Consider the following 18,814-nt stretch of genomic DNA (forward strand, 5'->3'; position numbering starts at 1 on the left):
CCGCTCATCCCCATTGGCCGGGTCCTCGACCCACCCCTGCCCGCGCGCCCGCAGGAAACCCCGCAACCCCTCGCGCCGCTCCTCCAGCAGGGGCCGCAGCAGCATCAGCCCCCGCCCCTGCGGCCAGACCGGCGACGGCGACCATTCCCGCACCCGCCCCAGGGTCGAGCCGCGCGCCCGCATCCAGTCCGCCTCGGCCACGTCGTCCAGCGTCTGAGCCAGCAGCACGACCCGCGCCCCCGCCGCCCGCGCCGCCTCGGCGATCAGCCCATGCCGCGCCGCCCGCGCCCGCGCCGTCAGTCCCGGCCCGGCCCGCGCTCCATCCCAGCTCAGCCCGCGCCATTCAGCCCCGACCGCGCGCGCGGCCTCGCCCGCGAACAGGGTCCAGTCTGCGCTCATGGCATTGAGATTGTGATCCACCGTCAGGGCCAGCAGCCGCCGTCCCCGCGCCGTCGCCCAGTCGGCGGCCAGATGCAGCAGGGCCATCGAATCCCCGCCGCCCGAGAGCGCCACCGCCACCGGCTCGGCCCGCTCATGATCCAGCCGCCCATCCAGCCGGGCGAAGACCCGGCTGGTCAGCCCCTCGGGGTCGTCTGGGCTCAGCTGCAGTTCGCCCGCGTGCGCAGCTGCGTGGCGCGGGTCTTCTGCGCCGCCGTCGCCGTCTCGGCGTAGCGGCGCGTGAACTCCGTCAGGGCGCCGCAGGCCTGGGTCGCCCGATCGGTGGCGCGCAGGGCCTCGGCCAGCTTCAGCGTCGTCTCCGGCGCCCAGGGCGTGCGCGGCCAGCCATTCAGGGCGGCGGCGTAGGCGGGCACGGCGGCGGCGTTGTCGCGCGCCGCGACATAGAGGTCGCCCAGACGCGAGTTGGCCTCACGCGACTGCGGCGTATTGGGCCAGGTGACGATGACCGTCTCCAGCGCCCGCTGTCCGCGCGGACCATCGGTCCCCAGCAGCCGCAGCGCCGCCGTCAGGTCCTGAGCCGCGTCGCCGGTCGGCGAGTTGGCCACGATCGGCCCGTTCAGTTCGGCCTCTTCCTCAGCCGCCTTTTCAGCCCGCTCGACGCGGCCCTCCAGATCACGCAGACGACGGCTCAGGGCGGCGTTGTCGCGCGTCGCCTCGTCCAGCTGGAAGGTCAGGCGCTCGCCATCGGCGTTCACCCGCTGGAAGGTCTGCTCCAGGTCCGACAGGCGGCGATCCATGATCTGCATCTGGCCCTGCAGGGCCACGACCTCGGGGTCCGGCTCGACCAGGACGGGCTGGCCGGCGGCGTTCCTCTGGGTCAGAGCGCGCTCCAGACGGCGGACGTTGCGGTCCAGCTGGTCCAGACGGCGCTTGTCCCACTGGACAGCCTCCATCGGCGCGACCTGGGCGACCACCGCCCCCCCGATCAGGGTCAGGCCGATGGTGGTCATGGCGGCGGTTTTTGTCAGTCGGAATGGCAGCTTCAGCATGTCTCAAGTCGTCCCATCGATTTGCGGCGGTCGCAAGGCCAAGTTCGGGACCAAGATCAGTGCCCCAGCCCCAGATAGATGATCGAAACGATGAACAGGGTCGCCGCAATCTCGCAGAAGATCACCAGGGCCACCGTCCGCCACAGGGTCGAGAAGACCTTCAGGCTGTAGGCCCCCTTCAGCTGGGCGAACATATGCACCGGCACGATCAGGCTGGCCACAAGTCCCGCCGCCGGTCCCGCCCCCTTCACCGTCGTCGCCAACAGCACCACCACCATCAGCAGCAGGGACATGAAGGTCAGCGAATAGAGAACAAAGACCCCATGATCATACAGGGTGAAGCCCCGCTTCCACAGGAACATCAGGGCGACGAAAGGGATCGACAGCGGCACCAGCAGGAAGGCGAATTTGTAGATGGTCTGCTGCAGCTTGTAGAGCGCCAGGTCCGGGTTCTTCAGCTTCTTGGCCACGGTCTTGGTCAGGCCGTTGGCCTCGCCGTTCTTGCCCACATCCGCCGCGATGTCCGCCACGCTGGCCTGCCAGGACCCCGGCGTCAGACCGTCCTTGCGGCCCTCGACGGCGTCATGCTCCAGCCGCTCCAGCTTGGCCTTCTCGCTGATCACACCGGCCTGAGCGGCAGCCAGAACCCCGGCGGCGACGCCGGCCCGCGCGCCGCTGTTCACCTCTGGCGGCGCGTCGCCGGACGGCTCCATCGCCGCCGCAGCCGCATCGACTTCCTTCTGGGCGGCGGCCACTACCTGCTCGGCCTCGGCGATCGCTTCGCGCTGGGCTGAGATCTGCTCCGGCAACCCCTGTAGCTTCATCTCCTGCTGCGGCATGAAGCTCAGCGCGAAGAACATGACGAACAGGGTGAACAGGAACATGGCCAGCGGCGACACATACCGCGTGCGCCTGCCCTGCACCCATTCCCGCGTCAGCCGTCCGGGGTTGATCACCAGCAACGGCAGGGTGCGCCAGAAGCGCCCGTCGAAATGCATCACCCCGTGCAGCAGCTCTTCGCCCAGATGCAGCAGGGTGCGGTGGACATGGGCCGCCTGACCGCAGTTGGAGCAGAACCGCCCCGTGACCTCGGCCCCGCAGTCGGCGCAGGTCGTGTGATGCTCGCCCGCCTGCCCCGTCGGCTTCTCGATCGCGCCCGCGATGATGCCGCCCGTCACGGCGCCGCCCGCTGCTTCCAGATCCATCACTCAGCTTCCCCCCGGATTCGGCGCGGACTTTGGTCCCAGCGGCGCGCAAAGAAAAGAGGCGCCGGCTGCAAAGCCGACGCCTCTCTTCATTCCGTCGCTGGCGCGCGTTTCTTAGCGCGGGGCGCCCGACACGATGGCGGTGTGGGCGTTGCGGTTCTGAGCCCATGCGGCCTCGTTCGAACCTTCAACGATCGGACGCTCCTTGCCGAAGCTGATGGTGTCGATGCGGCCGGCGGGGACGCCGCGCTGGATCAGATAGGTGCGAACGGCCTCGGCGCGGCGGGCGCCCAGGGCCAGGTTGTATTCGCGCGTGCCGCGTTCGTCGGCATTGCCTTCGATGCGAACCGTGACCTGCGGATAGCGGGCCAGCCAGGCGGCCTGGACGTCCAGACGCGGCTGGGCTTCCGGGCGCACCGAATAGGAGTCCAGGTCGAAATAGATGCGGTCGCCGACGTTGACGACGAAGTCCTGCTCCGAGCCCGGCATGGCGGCGCCGACATTGCCGCCGGTCACGGGGCCGGTCGGGGCGGTCGGATACTGCGGCGCGGTCGGCTGGCTCGGCTCCATCGGAACAGCGGGCTCGACCTTTGGCTTGGGCGCACAGGCGGCCAGGGCGGCCACGGCGGCGCTCACGGTCGCCAGCTTGATCAGGGTCGAAGTGTTCATCGGGTCGGCTCCTTGGTGTTCATTCTGAGGACGGCGGCCTCAAGCTTGGCTATATCGATGGTCAGCTAGACTGCGGCGCCGCGTCGCGCCAGACGCGATAACGCACAGTTTATGGGAATGGCTCCGCTCGTGATCTCACGAAGCCGTAACCCCGTCAGGCCGGGCAGGAATCCGCGCCCTGACCGATGCCCAGGCTGGCCGGCGGCGCGTCCAGCAGACCCGACCAGGCCGGGTCCGACCCGCGCCCGTCATAACCGGCCTGCGCCACCACTCGACCCGACAGGTCGACGGTCCACAGACGCGTGTCGCCGCCCAGGCTCTGACGCGCAAAGGCGATGTAGCGGCCGTTCGGCGCCCAGGACGGGCCCTCCTCGAAGTAGCTGGACGACAGGATGCGCTCGCCCGTCCCGTCCGACTTCATCACCCCGATATGGAAGCGACCGCCCGACTGCTTGGTGAAGGCGATCATGTCGCCGCGCGGGCTCCAGGCCGGGGCCGTATAGCTGCCGCCGCCGCGCGAAATGGCGCGCTGGCCCGAGCCGTCCGCCCGCATCGTATAGAGCTTGGCCGAACCCGAGCGGTCCGAGGTGAAAACGATCTGGTTCCCGTCCGGGCTGAACGACGGCGAGGTGTCGATGCCGGGATCGGACGTCAGGCGCGACAGCTGGCGCGTGCGCAGGTTCATCACATAGACGTCGGTATTGCCGCCCCGGATGATCGAGAAGGCGATCTTGGTCCCGTCATTCGAGAAGCGCGGCGCCAGCACCTGACCGTCGAACTCGCCCAGGCTTTCGCGGCGCCCGGTCGACAGGTTGTAGAGGTAGATGCGGCTGTAATCCTTGCCCAGGGCCACATAGGTGACTTCGTCCGGGTTGGACGCCGAGAAGCGCGGCGACATGATGATCTCGTCGCCCTGGGTCAGGAAGACGGGGTTGTAGCCGTCCTGATCGACGATGGTCAGACGCGACAGCTTGTTCAGCTGGGTGCCGCTCTCCGACACGAACAGGACGCGCGAATCAAAGAAGCCCGCCTCGCCCGTCATGCGCTGATAGATGACGTCGGAAATCTTGTGCGCGATCCGTCGCCACTGTTCCGAGGTGGCGGTGAACTGATAGCTGACCAGCTGGCACTGACGATAGGGATCATACAGGCGGAAGCCCACGTCCACCCGCCCGTCGGCGCGCGGCGTCACCCCGCCGTACAGCACCGCCTGCGCCCCGATCGAGGTCCACTGCGGAAAGTTCGGCGCATTGGCCAAGGTCAGCCCGGTCTCGATGAAGCTGGCCGGGTTCAGCGGATCAAAGAAGCCCGACCGTTTCAGGTTGCCGCTGATGACATTGGAAATCTGCGGCCCGTTCTGGCCGGTGAAGGGCACGACGGCGATCTGCAGCGGACGCAGCACGCCCTGATCAATCTCGACCTCGACCGGCCCGGTCTGCTGCCCCGGCCCCGCCTGAGGCTGGGTCTGCGTCTGGGCCGACGCCGGCCCCGCCATCAGAACCACGGCGGCCGAGGCGAGAAGAAGATGCAGACGCATAGGGAACTCCCAGAAGTTGGACGGCTCGTCGGTCCTTATCGCCAGACCGTATGACAAAAACCAGCTTGTGGCGGACAAGCTTGCCCCTGAATGGGGCGACTTTCAGACTTACGCCCCTTCTCCTCCCCACTTGTGGGGAGGGGGACCACGAAGTGGTGGAGGGGGCGGCGCAACGGTCGCCCTTCGAGACGCTAACCAGCAAGCGACAGCGCCGCCCCCTCCGCTCGTCGGCTGACGCCGCCGATCCACCTCCCCATGAATGGGGAGGAAAGTTCTTCTACCGATTGGCGCAGGCCCGTTCGGTGTTGAAGGTCGGGCGATACTGGCCGCCGGGGAAGCCCGTCGGCACGTCGAACGGCGCCGTCTGACGCAAGGCCCGCAGCGCCCCGTCCGCCGCCGCACGATAGACGGCGCTGGACTGCGGATTGACCAGGGTCGGCCCCTTGGTGATCCGCCCGTCCGCCGACAGGGTCAGATCGACCTGAATCCGCAATTCGTCCGCCCCAGGAATATCACAGGGCAGAATCCAGTTCGGATAGACCTGGTTGAAGATGGCCGTGATCTGCGGCCCTGTCGCCTGGCTCGCGGTCCCCGATCCCTGCTGCCCCGCAGCCGGACGCCCTCGGTTCGGCGTCACGCGCGGCGGCCCAGCCAGGGCGTCCAGGTCCAGACCGGGCGCGGGCCGAGCGGGCGCCGGGCGGGCCGGCGCAGGCGGGGTCGGGCGCGCAGGTGCGGGCGGCGCGGGCCGCGCAGGCGCAGGCGGCGTCGGGGCTGGACGCGGCGGCGTGGGTCGAGGTGTCGGCGTCGGCGTCGGACGCGGCGCAGGGGTCGGCGGCGTCGGCTTGGGCGGCGTGGGCCGCGGCGTCGGCGGCACAGGCGTCGGACGCGGCGCAGGCGGCGGCGGCGTCGGCGTCGGCGGAACCGGCTCCGGCGGCGTCTCGACCGGCGCCGTCGCCCCATCCTCGGGCGAAGGCTCCGGCTGCGGATTGTCGGCGGGCGCGGCGGCGATCTCGATGTCCGAGACGATCGACACCGGCACCGAGTTCACCAGCGGCTTGGGCTCATCCACCTTAGACGACCACGACACGAGCGCGAGCGCCACCACCCCGGCGTGCAGCGCGAGCGATCCGACAATGGCGGGACTGGGTCGACGCAAAGCCGTCAGCCCTCCGCCGTCTCGTCAGCCGCCGTGTCGGTGATCAGGTTCAGCTTGGTGAAGCCCGAGGCCGACAGGCGCGCCATCACGCGGGCCACGGCCTGATAGGGCGCCCGGCCGTCGGCGCGGATGAAGACGGCCTTGTCGCGCGCCTTCTCGCCGCCCTCTTCGGCCACGCGGATCGCCAGCTGCTCCCAGCGGACTTCGCTTTCACCGATGAAGATGGCCCCGTTCTGGTCGATCGAGACCGTGATCGGCTTGTCGGCCGTCTCGACGGCGCTGGCCTCGGTTTTGGGCAGCTCCACCGGCACGCCGACGGTCAGCAGCGGCGCCGAGATCATGAAGATGATCAGCAGCACCAGCATGACGTCGACCAGGGGCGTGACGTTAATCTCGCTCAGCGGCCGCTTGCGCGCCCGACGCCGACCGCGCCCGCCGCTAGAGCCGCCTCCTCCACCCATCGCCATGGATCAGGCGCCCCGACGCAGGTTCAGGTCCGCAGACGGCGGCGGCGGCGGCGGCGGAGCCGAGGGCGCGCCCAGACGCCGCGCGATGGCCGACTGCAGGTCGTCGGCGAAGGCCTCCAGACGGCCCGTGAACTTGCCCGCCGTCACCGAGAAGGCGTTGAAGGCGATATAGGCCGGGATGGCCGCCGCCAGACCGATGGCCGTGGCGAACAGGGCCTCGGCGATGGCCGGCGCCACCGTCGTCAGATTGGTGTTGCCCGCCGCCGCGATGGCGTCAAAGGCGTTCATGATGCCCCAGACCGTGCCGAACAGGCCGATGAAGGGCGAGGCCGTGGCCACGACCGACAGCACGCCCAGACCGTTCTCGATCTTCTGGCTCTCGCGGGCGATGACCGAGTCCAGCGCCCGGTCGATGCGCGCGATCAGCATCGAGCCCTGCGTGTCCGTCATGGCCCCGCGCGAGCGCGCCTCGCGCCAGTCCTGCAGCGTCAGCACCAACATCCGCGGCAGGGGATCAACCGGCTGCGCTCCGGCCTGAGCCGCCACGTCTTCCAGCGACCGCCCGCTCTCGACCTGCTTCTCGAATTCGCTGGCGCGGGCGTTCATGCGCGAGAAACGCACCGCCTTGTCGATGATGATGGTCCAGGACCAGACCGAGGCCGCGGCCAGGCCGACCATGACCGTCTTCACCACCCAGTCGGCGGTCATGAACAGCTCGATGGGATTCAGCATGGAGGCGTCGGCAGGCAGGGTCATACGGCGTCCTTGGGTCAGATCCGGTGTCGTCCTGCCCTTATCGAGCGGGCGGACGTGGCGGTTTCATGGCGGCGGTCTAGCGGTCGTCGCGCCCCGCGTCACGGGGGCCGCCTCTGACAAGCGCGTTATTGCGAGGCTTCAGCATTCTTTCCTCCCCATTCCATGGGGAGGGGGACCGCGTAGCGGTGGAGGGGGCGGCACAGAGGGCAGATGCCGAGCTGACCCTCCGTCTCGTCGGCTACGCCGCCGATCCACCTCCCCATCGCTACGCGACAGGGAGGAAGGTCACTCCCCCGTCAGCCACGGCCCCACCAACTCCACCAACCGCCTGCTCGGCCGCCGCGGCCGCCCGTCCAGATGGATGCAGACCGCCGTCACATCGGCCCTGCACAGCACCTCGCCGTCGCGCTCCACCGTCTGCCGAATGATCAGCCTCGGCCCTTTGATGGCCTCATAGCGGGTGCGCACCACCAGGGCGTCGTCGATCCGCGCCGGCTTCAGGTACTTGATCCCCAGGTCCGCCACCACAAAGGCCAGCGGCTCGTCCTGCTCCAGCAGTTCGGCGTGCCCCACCCCTGCCAGCCGCAGGAAGTCCGACCGCCCCCGCTCGAAATAGCGGACATAGTTGGCGTGATAGACTAGGCCGGTGAAGTCGGTGTCCTCGTAATAGACCCGCACCGGCAGCAGATGATCCAGCCCGTCGAAACGGCCGGCGGTCGGTTGGTTGGTCATGATCAGCCCTGAGCGGAAGTCGTCGCCGAGGGCTTAGCCGCCGACGCCGCCGCGTTGAAGCCCGGACAGAACTCCGCCTTCATATCCGCGAACTCGGCGCCCAGCGGATCGTCGCCCATCAGAATGCGGTTGGGCCGCGAGACAAAGGCCACCGCCTGTTTCTGCCCGGCGATCCCGGCATAGCCGCAGACGGCGCGGCGCTTGCCGGTTTCCAGATACCGCACCTCGGCGGTCGGCCCCATCTGCGCCTTGACCTGGGTCAGGGCGCGTTCCGCCGCCGTCGCCTGCTTCGGCCCGAACCGCGCGCCCTGGTTCAGCGCCACCAGGCTCAGCGCCCCGAGCAGCAGCACCGCCGCGCCCAGCACGGCGATCTTCTGGTCCGTCCCGATCCCGCCTCGCGCCATCGCCCGTCTCCTTCAAGCGCCAGCATGGCCGGGTTTGGCGAACGGGTGAAGCCCTTTTGCGAGCGGTTCCGAACAGCGCCTCTTTCCTCCCCATTTCATGGGGAGGGGGACCGCGTAGCGGTGGAGGGGGCGGCGCAGACATCTGACGTGGAGTCGCCCCCTCCGTCACGTCGCTGCGCGCCGCGCCACCTCCCCATGAAATGGGGAGGAAAGAGACCCTACTTCCCGAACAGATCCGGCGGCGCCGCCGCCTGAACCTTCGGCGCCTCCAGCCCCAGATGCTCATAGGCCCGCGCACAGGCCACCCGCCCGCGCGGCGTGCGCATGATGAAGCCCTGTTGCAGCAGATAGGGCTCGATCACGTCCTCGACCGCGTCGCGCGCCTCGGCGATGGCCGCCGCCAATGTGTCCATCCCCACCGGCCCGCCGCCATAGTTCTCGATCAGGGCCTTGAGGAAGCGCCGGTCCAGACTGTCCAGCCCGGCCTCGTCGACCTCCAGCCGCGCCAGGGCCCGCGCCGCCGCCAGCCGGTCGATGCTCTTGCCCTCCGCGTCAGCGAAGTCCCGCACCCGGCGCAACAGCCGCCCGGCGATGCGCGGCGTGCCCCGCGCCCGACGCGCGATCTCCATGGCCCCGTCCTCGGTGATGGCCGCGCCCATCTTGCGCGCCGCCCCCCGGATCACCGCCGTCAGCTCCTCCGGCGTATAGAACTCCAGCCGCAGCGGAATGCCGAAACGGTCCCGCAGCGGCGTGGCCAGCAGGCCCGCCCGCGTCGTCGCCCCGACCAGGGTGAAGGGCGCCAGATCGATGCGCACGCTGCGCGCCGACGGCCCCTCGCCGATGATCAGGTCCAGCACATGATCCTCCATCGCCGGATAGAGGATCTCCTCCACCAGCGGCGACATGCGGTGGATCTCGTCGATGAACAGGACGTCGCGCGGTTCCAGATTGGTCAGGATCGCCGCCAGATCCCCCGCCTTGGCCAGGATCGGGCCTGACGTGGCCCGGAAGCCCACGCCCAGTTCGCGCGCCACGATCTGCGCCAGCGTGGTCTTGCCCAGACCCGGAGGTCCGAACAGCAGGACGTGATCCAGCGCCTCGGACCGTCCGCGCGCGGCGTCGATAAAGACCTTCAGATTGCCCTTGGCCGCCGACTGCCCGACGAACTCGCCCAGGGTCTGCGGCCGCAAGGCGCGGTCGTGCTTTTCGCCGGGCGCGGCGTCGGGAGCGATCAGCCGGTCATCCGTCATCACATCGCTCCCGCGCCGGTCCGCCTTACATCTTCAGGACGGCGTACCCCACCGCCATCGCGACCAGTCCCACGACGAAGACGATGACGACCTGCAATTTCTTGTTCATTTTCAAACCTTGACTGCGTTTCAGGGAGGCCGCCGTCATAGGCCGCGTCGCGCGCGCACGACAAGATCCCCGCCCCAAACGCGCCCCTCACCGCCCCAGCTCCTGCAAGGCCGCGCGGATCACCGCCGGCAGCTCCGCCTCATCCCCCAGCCGGATCAGCGCCTGATCCACCGCCCGGCGCGCATTGATCTCGGCGATACCCAGGCCCAGCAGGGCCGCGACCGCCTCGCCCGTCACGCTCGGCGGCGGCGGAGCCGCGGCGACCTCGGCGTGAACGCCCGGCGCGTTGGGCGCAAAATGCCCGTCGCCCAAAAACGCTCCAAGCGGCTTGCCCTTCAGTTCGGTGACGATGCGCAGCGCCAGCTTCGGCCCCACGCCATTGGCGCGGCCGACCGCCGCCTTGTCCTCACGCGCCACCGCGCTGGCCAGTTCGCCCGGCGGCAGCACGTCCAGCACGCTCAGCGCCGCCTTCGGCCCCACGCCCTGGATGGCCAGCAGAACGGTGAAGGCCCGGCGCTCGTCGCGCGACAGGAAGCCGTAAAGACGCGGCCCCGCGTCCTCGCTCCACTGGCTATGGATATACAAGGTCGTCTCGTCGCCCGGCGCCGGCAACCGCCCCAGGGTCCGCGCCCCGCAGGCGGCGACATAGCCCACCCCGCCGCAGTCGATCAGGCATTCCGCCTCCCCGACCTCGGCCAGAACCCCGCGCAACCGCCCGATCATCGCTCTTTCCTCCCCACTTGTGGGGAGGGGGACCACGAAGTGGTGGAGGGGGCGGCGCAGAGGGCTGACGTCGTGTCGCCCCCTCCGTCACGGCCGCTGCGCGTCCGCGCCACCTCCCCATGAAATGGGGAGGAAAGAAGCATCCCGATCATGCCGCGCCCTTCAAACTCGCCGTCAAACTCAAACTCCGCCGATGGTGCGCATGGGTGATAGCCACCGCCAGCGCATCCGCCGCATCCGCCTTCACGTCGCCCGCCGCAGGCAACAGCCGCTTGATCATGAAGGCCACCTGGCTCTTGTCCGCCTGGCCGGCGCCGACCACGGCCTTCTTGACCAGGCTGGGAGCGTACTCGGCCACGCTCAAGCCCGCTCTTGCCGGGGCCAGCATGACCGCCGCCCGCGCATGGCCCAGCTTCAGCGTCGAGGCCCCGTTCATGTTGACGAAGACCTCCTCGATCGCCGCCTCGTCACAGGCATAGGCGGCGCAGATCGACCCCACCTCCTCCAGCAGATGCAGCAGCCGTTCGGGAAAAGGCGCCTTCTCGGCGGGCGCCACCACACCATGCGCGATCCAGCGCAGGCGGCTGCCCTCGCTTTCGATCACGCCCCAGCCGGTGCGGCGCAAACCGGGGTCCAGCCCCAGGATTCGAGTCGATACGTTCGTCATTCGTTCCAGTCATGCCCCAAAGAGGGTTAGCGAACAATGACCGCGAGACTATGCGCCGGTTTCCGTCATCCCGGACGGCCGCCAGGCCGATCCGGGACCCAGGCTTCAGCTACAGGCAAGCCATGGCCGTACATGCGCCGCCGCCTGGGTCCCGGGTTCCGCTGCGCGGCCCCGGGATGACGGCAGGCTGATGACGGCCAGCCTCAGTCATCCTCTCAATCATCCCTCGGCATGACCGAGAACCCCGCCAGTCCCGTCTGGTCCCCCAGCCGCATCGACAGATCATGAACCCGCAGCGGCATCGGCCCGCGCGCCTTGATGTGGTGTTCGTGGATCAGGCCGTCGTGGCTGACCACATGGCCGATGCGCACCGGCTTCAGCCCGCTGTCGGCCAGCAGACCGCGAAGCACCGCCTCATCCGGCGCAGACCCTCGCGCCCAGCGCAGGGTCACGTCCATCACCCCCACGTGCGGCAGACGGGCGTCCAAAAAGCGCAGGATGGCCAGCACCAACAGGGTCGCGCCGCCGGCGATCAGCCCCAGGTCCCACATGCCGATGCCGAACATCACCCCGACCGCCGAGGTGGTCCACAGCGACGCCGCCGTGGTCAGGCCATGGACCGAAAACCCCTCGCGGAAGATGACCCCGGCGCACAGGAAGCCGATGCCGGTCAGGATGCCATGCGACATCCGGGTCGGGTCGATCACCAGCCTCTGATCCGGCAGGGCGACGAAGGCCCAGGTCGACTGATGCATGGCCGCCAGCATCAGGACGCAGGAGGTCATGCAGACCAGGATATGGGTGCGGAACCCCGCCGGATGCCCGTGATAGGTCCGCTCGATCCCGATCAGACCGCCCGCCGTCATCGCCGCCGCCACCGGCGCGATCAAGGCCCAGTCCACTGTTCCGGCCACCGTCATGTCCCAACCTCAAGCTGCACAGGACCGCCCACCGTGGACCGCGCCGCTGACGGCGGCAAGCCATCCCTCTCCCTCCCCTTCATGGGAAGGGTGGTCGCGCAGCGACCGGGTGGGGAGGGCGAGGCGATACGGAGCACGGCGCTTGATTTGCCAAAGCGCCCCCACCCGACTTCGCCCTGCGGGCTCAGCCACCCTCCCCATGAAGGGGAGGGAGAGGGCCGCGTCGCTCAATCATCCCGCGGGTCCAGCAGGTAGTCCGTCACACCCGGCAGGGCGCACAGCCGCGCCGCCAGCGCCTTCAGCTCAACCTCGCTCCCGGCCTTGATGCGCCAGCTGCGCCGCACCGTCGCCCCGCCGTCGATCAGTTCGAACCGGTCATGGTGCGGCGTGGCGTCAATGGCTTTCAGCGCCGCCTCGACCTCAGCCTCGGGCGACGGCCCGTCGCGCCGCCAGCGCACCTCGACATCGGTCAGCACCCGCGCCGGCAACCGCACGCTGACCAGCCGCAACCCCATCAGGATCAGCCCCGTAACCACCGTCCCCACGACGCCCAGGGTGAACAAGCCCGCCCCGAACAACAGGCCGATGGCCGAGGTGATCCACAGGCTCGCCGCCGTCGTCAGTCCATGGATGGAAAAGCCGGTGCGAAAGATCACCCCCGCGCACAGGAAGCCGATGCCGGTCAGCACCCCGTGCGCCATCCGCGTCGGGTCGGTGACGATGTTCTCGTCCGGCAGGGCGCGGAACGCCCAGTCCGCCTGTCCCATGGCCGCCAGCATCAGCAGGGCCGAGGCCAGACTGACCAGGATATGGGTGCGGAACCCCGCCGCCCGCCCGCGCCACTCGCGCTCAAACCCGATCAGCCCTCCGGCCACGACGGCGCCCAGGATGGGCAGGGCGAAACTCTCGATCTCTGACAGGTTCATCCTGCGGCAACGGTTTGCCGCGCCGGCCCGTTCCGCCTATTCGAGCCGATAGCGAATGGTGAAGGCGATCTTGCTCTCGACGGGCTGGCCATCCTCCAGACGCGGTCGAACCCGCGCCTTCAACGTCGCCTTTACCGCCTGCTCGCCAAAGCCGACGCCCGCCGGCGCCTCCTCGGCGATCCGGCAAGCGCGCACGCCGCCGTCGACCCGGGTCCGGCACTCCAGCTTCACCGCGCCGCTCTCCTCGCCCGCCCGCTGCGCCGCCAGCGGAAACTCAGGCTGCGGCGCCTGCAGCCAGACCGGATTGAGGATCGCCTCTCCCTCATCGTTCATATAGGGCGCAGGCGCCGGACTCGGCTCCTCGGGCGGCACGGTATAGGAGGACAGGGTTTCAGACGGCGTCCTCTCGGCTGCGGGCGGCAGGTCGATCCGCACCCGCACCGTGGACAGAACCCAGGCCGCGCCCGCCATCACCAGCAGGCTCGCGACCCAGACGCCCAGCTTGACCCACAGCCAGACCGGCCCCTCTACCGGCGGCGCACTCGCCCCCGGCATATCCCGGCGCGGATCCTGATCTTCAGTCATTTCAGCCCCCCGCCTCTCCGTCCCGAACAAGCTTAGCAAGACGTCCACGCAGACGGAAACACCCCTCCCGGCTCCGCTTGCTCGCAACCGACATCGGGCGCATCATTCGCCAATCCGTGATCGCCGAAAGGAAGCCGCCATGCGCGCCGCCCTCTTCGTTGCCTTTCTCGCCTGCCAGACTCTGGGCCTGTCCGCCGCCGTGACGACGCCCGCCGCCGCCGCCCTTCAGGAGGAGACGCGCGAACAGTTCATGCAGCGCTGCACCCTCGCCCGGGCTGAAACCGCCAATATGGAAAGCTATGCCGAGGGCGCCTGCGCCGAGAAATGGATCGCCCTCAACCGCGCCAACCCCATGCTCGACGCCATCCTGTCGGTCTTCGTCGCCGGAACCCCGTCCGCGCTCGACCCCGCCGATGTTCAGCGCCGGGCGTCCATCGTGCGCTGGACCTCCCCGTCACAGGGTCAGTTGGCGGGTCTGAATGTCGAGGTCACGCGCACGCCGACGACGCGGATCATCTTCAACTGGTCGGCGACGGGCCAGCCCATCCCCTATGACCCGGTCGAGGCCCTGCGGGTGCGCGGCGCACAGGTCTATCCGATCGGCTGCTACGCCCTGGGCGCGGGCGAGAGCAACGGCGTCTGGCGCGTCGATGCCCCCGGCCACGCCCCCTTCGCCCTGACGGTCTATCGGCGCGAGGCGCCGACGGCCTCGGCCCTGTCCTACATCACCGTCAGCGCCGACGCCGAACGCAACCTGCCGACGCTCGGCGACCTCATGGCCGCCGAGCCCGATCAGGACTGGCAGGACTGTCCTTCGTAAGGATCAGCCCGCGTACTTGGCCGCGTCTTCGTCCGAGACGTCTTCGTTGGAATAGACCGCCGACACGTCGTCCTCGGCGTCCAGCGCGTCCAGCAGCTTGAACAGGGTGCCCACGGCCTCGCCCGTCACCGCGACCTCGGTCTGCGGCTTCCACACGATGGCGGTCGACTTGGGATCGCCCAGCACCTTGGACATGGCCTCGGCCACCTCGTTCAGGTCCTCATAGGCGGTCCAGATCGTATGGCCCGGCGCGTCCTCATAGATGTCCGGCTTGACCAGATCGCTCTCGACGTCCTGGGCGCCGGCCTCGATGGCGGCTTCCATGACCTCGTCCTCGGTGCCCGCCTCGGCCTTGTAGGTGATCTTGCCGACCTTATCCCACATGAAGGCGACCGAGTTCATCTCGCTCAGCGCGCCGCCGTTCTTCTTGAAGGCCGCGCCGATGTTCGAGGCCGCACGGTTGCGGTTGTCGGTCAGGGCCTCGACGATGATGCCGACGCCGCCGGGGCCGCGGCCCTCGTAGCGGACCTCTTCCATCGTATCGACGTCGCCGCCCGAGGCCTTGTTGATCGCCCGCTGGATCACGTCCTTGGGCAGGCTTTCCGCCTTGGCGTTGTTGACCGCCAGACGCAGACGCGGGTTCAGCGCCGGGTCGGGCATCCCGTTCTTGGCGGCCACGGTGATGTCGCGCGATAGCTTGGAGAACAGCTTGGAGCGCTGGGCGTCGGCGCGCCCCTTGCGGTGCATGATGTTCTTGAATTTCGAGTGGCCGGCCATGAATCTCGCTGCCAGATTTCTGAAACGTGAGGCGAGGGCTTTACTGGAAGTGTGATCCTCTGTCACGACAGGGAACCGCCCGACTGCGCCGGGGATTTAGCGCAGGCCTGTAACGAGGAGACGCTGATGGCCGCCGACGACACCTATCTGGACGACGCCTACGATGAAGGCATCGACCACGCCCACGCCGGCGAAATCGTCGAATGGTACGCCAAGCGCCCGGTCACGGTCTCCACCGCCGCCGCCACCGGCTCCATCGTCGCCGCCTTCGCCCTGGGCGCCCTGACCGCCGTCGGAACCCTGTTCCTGCTGCGCCAGTACGACGAGCGCTAAGGCTTAGTCAGCCCACCCAGAAACGCCCGCAGCGCCTCCGGGATGGCTGCGGGCCGCATCGTCTCGCGCCGCACCATGACGTGGACGAAAAAGCCCTCGGCCGTCGCCTCATCCTCATCGTTGCGGAACAGGCCGATCTCGTAGCGGATGCTGGACGATCCCAGCCGTCCGACCCGCACCCCGGCGTGGATCACGTCGGGATAGGCCGCCGAGGCGTGAAACCGACAGCCTGATTCGGCCGCCACCCCGATGATCTCGGACCCGGTCACGTCCAGCAGCCCCGCCTCGATCAGCATCTGGTTCACCGCCGTGTCGATGAAGGCGTAATAGGCGACGTTGTTGACGTGGCCATAGGCGTCGTTGTCCGCCCACCGCGTCGTCAGCCGCACGAACCGCCCATAGTCGCCGCGCCTGCCCCTGATCCGCTCCGCCATCGCCGCCCCTTGGCCTCCGCTACGTCATGGGCCTAGCCTGCCAGCAGATGGGAGCCCTGACCATGCCGACCACCACCCGCGCCGCCGTCCTGCGCCACAGGGGCGCCGCGCGCCCCTATGCCGACAGCCGCCCGCTGAGCATCGAGACTCTCACCCTCGACGATCCTGGTCCGGGCGAGGTTCTGGTCGCCATCAAGGCTGCGGGCCTGTGCCATTCCGACCTCAGCGTCATCAACGGCGACCGCCCCCGCCCCCTGCCCATGGCCTTGGGCCACGAGGCGGCAGGCGTGGTCGAGTCCCTCGGCCCCGGCGTCACCGACCTCCAGATCGGCGACCATGTTGTCATGGTCTTCATGCCATCGTGCGGTCACTGCAGCCCCTGCGCCGAGGGGCGCCCCGCCCTGTGCGAACCCGGCGCCGGCGCCAACGGCCGGGGCGAGTTGCTGACCGGCCGCCGCGCCCTTCACTCAGGCGACGAGACCCTGAACCACCACCTCGGCTGCTCCGCCTTCGCCGAGCACGCCGTGGTCTCGCGCCGCTCGCTGGTCAGGATCGACCCTGACCTGTCGTTCGAGCACGCCGCCCTGTTCGGCTGCGCCGTCCTGACCGGCGTCGGGGCCGTGGTGAACACGGCGGGTCTCCGCGCGGGCCAGTCGGCGGTGGTCGTCGGCCTCGGCGGCGTCGGCCTGGCCAGCGTCCTCGGCGCCCTGGCCTCCGGCGCATCGCGGGTCGTGGCCGTCGATCTGTCGGAGGACAAGCTGGCCTTGGCCCGCGCGCTGGCTTCCGAGGGCGTGGTTCAGACCGTCAACGCCGCCGATCCCGACGCCGTCGATCAGGTCCGCGCCCTGACCAATGGCGGCGCCGACTTCGTCTTCGAAATGGCCGGGTCGGTCCGCGCCCTCGACAGCGCCTGGCGCATGACCCGGCGCGGCGGAACCACCGTTACCGCCGGCCTGCCCCCGCCCGAGGCCGCCCTCGCCGTCAACGTCGTCTCGCTCGTCGGCGAAGAACGCACCTTGAAGGGCTCCTACATCGGAACCTGCGTGCCCGTGCGTGACATCCCCCGCTACGTCGCCCTCTTCCGCCAGGGTCGCCTGCCGGTCGACCGCCTGCTCAGCGGCGTCCTGGCGCTCGACGACATCAACGCCGCCTTCGACTCCCTGGCCGACGGTCAGGCGGTGCGGCAGGTGATCCAGTTCTAACGCCCTTTCTCCCTCCCCTTCATGGGGAGGGTGGCTGAGCCCGCAGGGCGAAGTCGGGTGGGGGCGCTCGGCTATTCAGACGCAGCGCCTGGCATCGCCTCACCCTCCCCACCCGGTCGCTACGCGACCACCCTCCCCATAAAGGGGAGGGAGAAACGCTGCCTCACTCCGCCAACAACCCCTCCACCTCTTCCCGCGTCCCCAGCGACGGCTGCGCGCCCGGCCGTGTCGCGGCCAGCGCCCCCGCCGCACAGGCGAAGTGCAGCGCCGCATCCGGCGCCATCCCGTCCAGCAAAGCCACCACGATGGCCCCGACGAAGGCGTCGCCCGCGCCGGTCGCGTCCACCGCCTCGACGCGCGGCGGCACGGCCCAGGCCATCTCCACCCCGCGCCGGTACATGACCGCCCCACGCGCCCCCTTCGTCACCGCCACCAGCCCGCCGCCGACGTGCAGGGCCTCGCCATAGAAGGCGGCCTCGGTCTCGTTGACCACGATCAGGTCGGCGCGGCGCAGCAGGGCCTCCGACACCGGCGCAGCGGGCGCGAGATTCACGCAGACAAAGTCCGTCGCCCGTCCCACCGCCGCCTCGACCGTCTCGATCGGCAGCTCCAGCTGGGCGATCAGCGGCGTCTCGATCCGCGCCGGCAGCTGTTCCGGCGTGACAAAGTGATTGGCCCCGGCGGCCACCACGATCTGGTTTTCGCCGCTGGGATCGACCGCGATCAGGGCCACGCCGGTCGGCGCCGCGATGTCCGTCTCGACCCCCGACAGGTCCACCCCGTGCGCCAGCATCAGGGCCACCGCCGCGCCCGACATCTCGTCCTCGCCGACCCGCCCGATCAGGCTGACCTCGGCGCCCAGACGCCGCGCCGCCAGGGCCTGATTGGCGCCCTTGCCGCCGGCATGACGGGCCAGCGTCGCCCCCGTCACCGTCTCGCCCGGCGCCGGCAGGCTGGGGGCCGAGGCTGTCATGTCCAGATTGATCGACCCGACGACGGTGATCCTCATAGCCCGGCTCCCAGTCTCTCCGCGATCAGGGCGAAGACCCCGTCCGCATCCGCCTTCGTCGCCCAGAAATGCTTCGCCGTCGCGGCCTCCACCCGGAACTCCACCGCCGTATGCCCGCGCGTCAGTTCGCTCTCGGTCTCCACCGCGATGCGGCACGGCGCCAGCTCGAACAGCTCGGGTTTCAACAGCCAGGCCACGGTGCAGGGATCATGCAGCGGCCCGGCGTCCCAGCCGACGATCTCCCGCTCGGTCCGCTGCGAGAAGCGCAGCATGGCCGCCGACGCCCGCGCCGAGGCCGTGTCCACCGCCTCGATGGTACTGATGCGGTCCTCGGTCGCGCGCACCTGATGGGTGGCGTCCAGCCCCAGAACGATCATCCGGCAACCGGATGCAAAGACCTCGGCCGCCGCGTCAGGGTCGGCCCAGATGTTAAACTCGGCGCTGGCGGTGATATTGCCGCCTTCGCTGCGCGCCCCGCCCATGACCACCACCGGCCCCAGATGCCCCGCCAGACTCGGCTCAGCCCGCATGGCCAGGGCCAGATTGGTCATCGGCCCCATGACGATTAGCGCCACGCTTCCCGCAGGCCGCGCCATCACCCGCCGCACGATCGCCTCCGCCGAGGTCCCCTCGCCCACTGGCGCGACGGGCTCGAACAGCTCCAGATCCCCCAGCCCCTCGGCCC

23 protein-coding genes are annotated in these 18,814 nt (G+C 69.5%); 3 read left to right on the forward strand and 20 right to left on the reverse strand.

The genetic code is table 11. From position 1 onward, the window contains the following. The 16 genes from DXK21_RS14665 to DXK21_RS14740 all read right to left on the reverse strand — a co-directional run. The coding region (locus tag DXK21_RS14665; protein WP_245945238.1) for a tRNA lysidine(34) synthetase at positions 1-519 on the reverse strand (519 nt) is incomplete at its 3' end. A gap of 80 nt (positions 520-599) precedes the next feature. Further along, positions 600-1,448 (reverse strand): tol-pal system YbgF family protein, encoded by an 849-nt coding sequence (locus tag DXK21_RS14670; protein ID WP_114818522.1) that lies wholly within the window; start codon positions 1,446-1,448, stop codon positions 600-602. Positions 1,449-1,504: 56 nt separating this feature from the next. Then, entirely contained in the window at positions 1,505-2,653 is a 1,149-nt protein-coding gene (locus DXK21_RS14675) for a DUF3667 domain-containing protein (RefSeq protein ID WP_114818523.1), read from the reverse strand. 114 nt (positions 2,654-2,767) lie between these two features. Beyond that, complete coding sequence (gene pal, locus DXK21_RS14680) at positions 2,768-3,322, reverse strand: peptidoglycan-associated lipoprotein Pal (RefSeq protein WP_114818524.1); 555 nt, start codon at positions 3,320-3,322, stop codon at positions 2,768-2,770. A 154-nt stretch (positions 3,323-3,476) separates the two neighbouring features. Next, the gene (gene tolB, locus DXK21_RS14685) at positions 3,477-4,859 is read right to left on the reverse strand and encodes a Tol-Pal system beta propeller repeat protein TolB (protein WP_114818525.1); all 1,383 of its coding nucleotides are present in this window, start codon (positions 4,857-4,859) and stop codon (positions 3,477-3,479) included. A gap of 277 nt (positions 4,860-5,136) precedes the next feature. Beyond that, positions 5,137-6,015, reverse strand: a complete 879-nt coding sequence (locus tag DXK21_RS14690; protein ID WP_114818526.1) for a hypothetical protein — start codon at positions 6,013-6,015, stop codon at positions 5,137-5,139. 5 nt (positions 6,016-6,020) lie between these two features. After that, a complete protein-coding gene (gene tolR / locus DXK21_RS14695) occupies positions 6,021-6,482 on the reverse strand; it encodes a protein TolR (protein ID WP_114818527.1) in 462 nt (153 codons plus the stop codon). 3 nt (positions 6,483-6,485) lie between these two features. After that, entirely contained in the window at positions 6,486-7,238 is a 753-nt protein-coding gene (gene tolQ / locus DXK21_RS14700) for a protein TolQ (RefSeq protein ID WP_114818528.1), read from the reverse strand. A gap of 285 nt (positions 7,239-7,523) precedes the next feature. After that, a complete protein-coding gene (gene ybgC / locus DXK21_RS14705) occupies positions 7,524-7,970 on the reverse strand; it encodes a tol-pal system-associated acyl-CoA thioesterase (protein WP_114818529.1) in 447 nt (148 codons plus the stop codon). A 2-nt stretch (positions 7,971-7,972) separates the two neighbouring features. After that, a complete protein-coding gene (locus DXK21_RS14710; RefSeq protein ID WP_114818530.1) occupies positions 7,973-8,374 on the reverse strand; it encodes a hypothetical protein in 402 nt (133 codons plus the stop codon). A gap of 218 nt (positions 8,375-8,592) precedes the next feature. Beyond that, the gene (ruvB, locus tag DXK21_RS14715) at positions 8,593-9,624 is read right to left on the reverse strand and encodes a Holliday junction branch migration DNA helicase RuvB (protein ID WP_114818531.1); all 1,032 of its coding nucleotides are present in this window, start codon (positions 9,622-9,624) and stop codon (positions 8,593-8,595) included. A gap of 196 nt (positions 9,625-9,820) precedes the next feature. After that, positions 9,821-10,456, reverse strand: coding sequence for a Holliday junction branch migration protein RuvA (gene ruvA / locus DXK21_RS14720; protein ID WP_114818532.1), 636 nt, complete (start codon positions 10,454-10,456; stop codon positions 9,821-9,823). Between the two features lie 148 nt (positions 10,457-10,604). Further along, positions 10,605-11,123 carry a crossover junction endodeoxyribonuclease RuvC gene (ruvC, locus tag DXK21_RS14725; protein WP_114818533.1) on the reverse strand — a complete coding sequence of 173 codons (519 nt, stop codon included), beginning with the start codon at positions 11,121-11,123 and terminating at the stop codon, positions 10,605-10,607. A 215-nt stretch (positions 11,124-11,338) separates the two neighbouring features. Further along, a complete protein-coding gene (locus DXK21_RS14730; RefSeq protein ID WP_114818534.1) occupies positions 11,339-12,043 on the reverse strand; it encodes an MgtC/SapB family protein in 705 nt (234 codons plus the stop codon). A gap of 227 nt (positions 12,044-12,270) precedes the next feature. Next, the gene (locus DXK21_RS14735) at positions 12,271-12,969 is read right to left on the reverse strand and encodes an MgtC/SapB family protein (protein ID WP_114818535.1); all 699 of its coding nucleotides are present in this window, start codon (positions 12,967-12,969) and stop codon (positions 12,271-12,273) included. A 36-nt stretch (positions 12,970-13,005) separates the two neighbouring features. After that, complete coding sequence (locus DXK21_RS14740; RefSeq protein WP_162790704.1) at positions 13,006-13,554, reverse strand: energy transducer TonB; 549 nt, start codon at positions 13,552-13,554, stop codon at positions 13,006-13,008. 139 nt (positions 13,555-13,693) lie between these two features. Between DXK21_RS14740 and DXK21_RS14745 the strand changes: the two genes are divergently transcribed. Continuing rightward, the gene (locus DXK21_RS14745; protein ID WP_114818537.1) at positions 13,694-14,374 is read left to right on the forward strand and encodes a hypothetical protein; all 681 of its coding nucleotides are present in this window, start codon (positions 13,694-13,696) and stop codon (positions 14,372-14,374) included. A gap of 3 nt (positions 14,375-14,377) precedes the next feature. Here DXK21_RS14745 and DXK21_RS14750 read toward each other — a convergent pair whose 3' ends face one another. Then, positions 14,378-15,151 carry a YebC/PmpR family DNA-binding transcriptional regulator gene (locus DXK21_RS14750; protein ID WP_114818538.1) on the reverse strand — a complete coding sequence of 258 codons (774 nt, stop codon included), beginning with the start codon at positions 15,149-15,151 and terminating at the stop codon, positions 14,378-14,380. Positions 15,152-15,277: 126 nt separating this feature from the next. On the opposite strand from DXK21_RS14750, the gene DXK21_RS14755 reads away from it, so the two are divergent. Next, on the forward strand, positions 15,278-15,484 hold the full coding sequence (locus DXK21_RS14755; RefSeq protein WP_184269869.1) for a hypothetical protein: 207 nt from the start codon (positions 15,278-15,280) through the stop codon (positions 15,482-15,484). On the opposite strand, the gene DXK21_RS14760 is transcribed toward DXK21_RS14755, so the two are convergent. After that, positions 15,481-15,918: an acyl-CoA thioesterase gene (locus DXK21_RS14760; RefSeq protein ID WP_114818539.1), complete on the reverse strand. Its 438-nt coding sequence runs from the start codon at positions 15,916-15,918 to the stop codon at positions 15,481-15,483. The genes DXK21_RS14755 and DXK21_RS14760 overlap by 4 nt on opposite strands. Positions 15,919-15,980: 62 nt before the next feature. Here DXK21_RS14760 and DXK21_RS14765 point away from each other — a divergent pair, with 62 nt between their 5' ends. Further along, positions 15,981-17,120: a zinc-dependent alcohol dehydrogenase family protein gene (locus tag DXK21_RS14765; RefSeq protein ID WP_114818542.1), complete on the forward strand. Its 1,140-nt coding sequence runs from the start codon at positions 15,981-15,983 to the stop codon at positions 17,118-17,120. Positions 17,121-17,283: 163 nt separating this feature from the next. On the opposite strand, the gene DXK21_RS14770 is transcribed toward DXK21_RS14765, so the two are convergent. Further along, positions 17,284-18,129, reverse strand: a complete 846-nt coding sequence (locus tag DXK21_RS14770; RefSeq protein WP_114818540.1) for a ribokinase — start codon at positions 18,127-18,129, stop codon at positions 17,284-17,286. After that, positions 18,126-18,814 (reverse strand): nucleoside hydrolase (locus tag DXK21_RS14775; RefSeq protein WP_162790705.1); only part of this gene is annotated, 689 nt, incomplete at its 5' end. The genes DXK21_RS14775 and DXK21_RS14770, both read right to left, overlap by 4 nt.

The sequence above is a fragment of the Brevundimonas bullata genome (genome assembly GCF_003350205.1).
Taxonomy (GTDB): domain Bacteria; phylum Pseudomonadota; class Alphaproteobacteria; order Caulobacterales; family Caulobacteraceae; genus Brevundimonas; species Brevundimonas bullata.